General features: G+C 68.2%; 1 protein-coding gene. It reads left to right on the top strand.

The window, feature by feature from the left end:
- Positions 1-162 precede the first annotated feature (162 nt).
- Positions 163-1,021 (top strand): serine/threonine-protein kinase (locus ACFWPJ_RS33750; RefSeq protein WP_378857700.1); only part of this gene is annotated, 859 nt, incomplete at its 3' end.

Below are 1,021 nucleotides of genomic sequence, written 5' to 3'. Positions count from 1 at the left end.
CCGGGCACACCCTGAAAGACGCCCCCCCACGCGGGGCCGCGCAGTCCCAGAGGGTGGCCGCGCTCGAGTGATGTCCGCGAGGACTGAAGGGTGCACCGGCACCTGCTAGATTGCCCTGTTGGGACGTGCACTGCGGGGCGCGCGAAGGATGAGGAGACGCGAATGGCCTTGCGGCCCGGCGCAATTGTTGGTGGCTACCGAGTGATCAAGGTTCTCGGTGCCGGTGGTATGGGCACCGTCTACCTCGCGCAGAACCCCAGCCTCCCCCGCCGCGACGCCCTCAAGGTGCTCAGCGGCGACCTGTCCACCGATCCCGAGTTCCGCGGGCGGTTCGAGCGGGAAGCCAATCTCGCTGCCGGCCTGGACCATCCCAATATCGTCGCGGTGTACAACCGCGGCGACGAGGACGGCCAGCTGTGGATCGCGATGCAGTACGTCGACGGCACGGACGCCTCCGCCGAGGCGGCCAAGGGCCCAGCGGCCATGCCGCCGCAGCGAGCCCTGCGCATCATCGGTGAAGTCGGCAAGGGCCTCGACTACGCCCATCGCCGTGGCCTCCTCCACCGCGACATCAAGCCGGCCAACTTCATGATCGCCGCGGCCGAGGACGACGACGAGGAACGTGTCCTGCTGACCGACTTCGGCGTCGCCAAGTCCGCCGACGACAAGCAAGACCTCACCGCCACCGGCAATTTCATGGCCACCGTCGCCTACGCTCCCCCGGAGCAGTTGATGGGCAGCAAGCTCGACCACCGCGCCGACATCTACAGCCTCGGCTGCTCGCTGTACAAGCTGCTCACCGGCCAGAACCCGTACCCAGCCACGGTGCCGGCCATGGTCATGATGGGCCACCTGCACGAACCGCCGCCGCGCGTGACTGCCGTGCGCCCCGACCTCCCGCCTGCGATCGATCACGTGATCGCCAAGGTGATGGCGAAAGACCCGGCCCACCGCTACAACACCTGCCGCGAATTCATCCAGGACGCCCACAACGCCCTGTACGGCGCCCCGATGCAGGCAC

Origin of the sequence: Nocardia sp. NPDC058497, from assembly GCF_042720195.1 — a bacterium.
Classification (GTDB): domain Bacteria; phylum Actinomycetota; class Actinomycetes; order Mycobacteriales; family Mycobacteriaceae; genus Nocardia.
The sequence above is the reverse complement of the archived record's forward strand: the minus strand, read 5'-3'. Positions and strand labels throughout refer to the sequence as shown.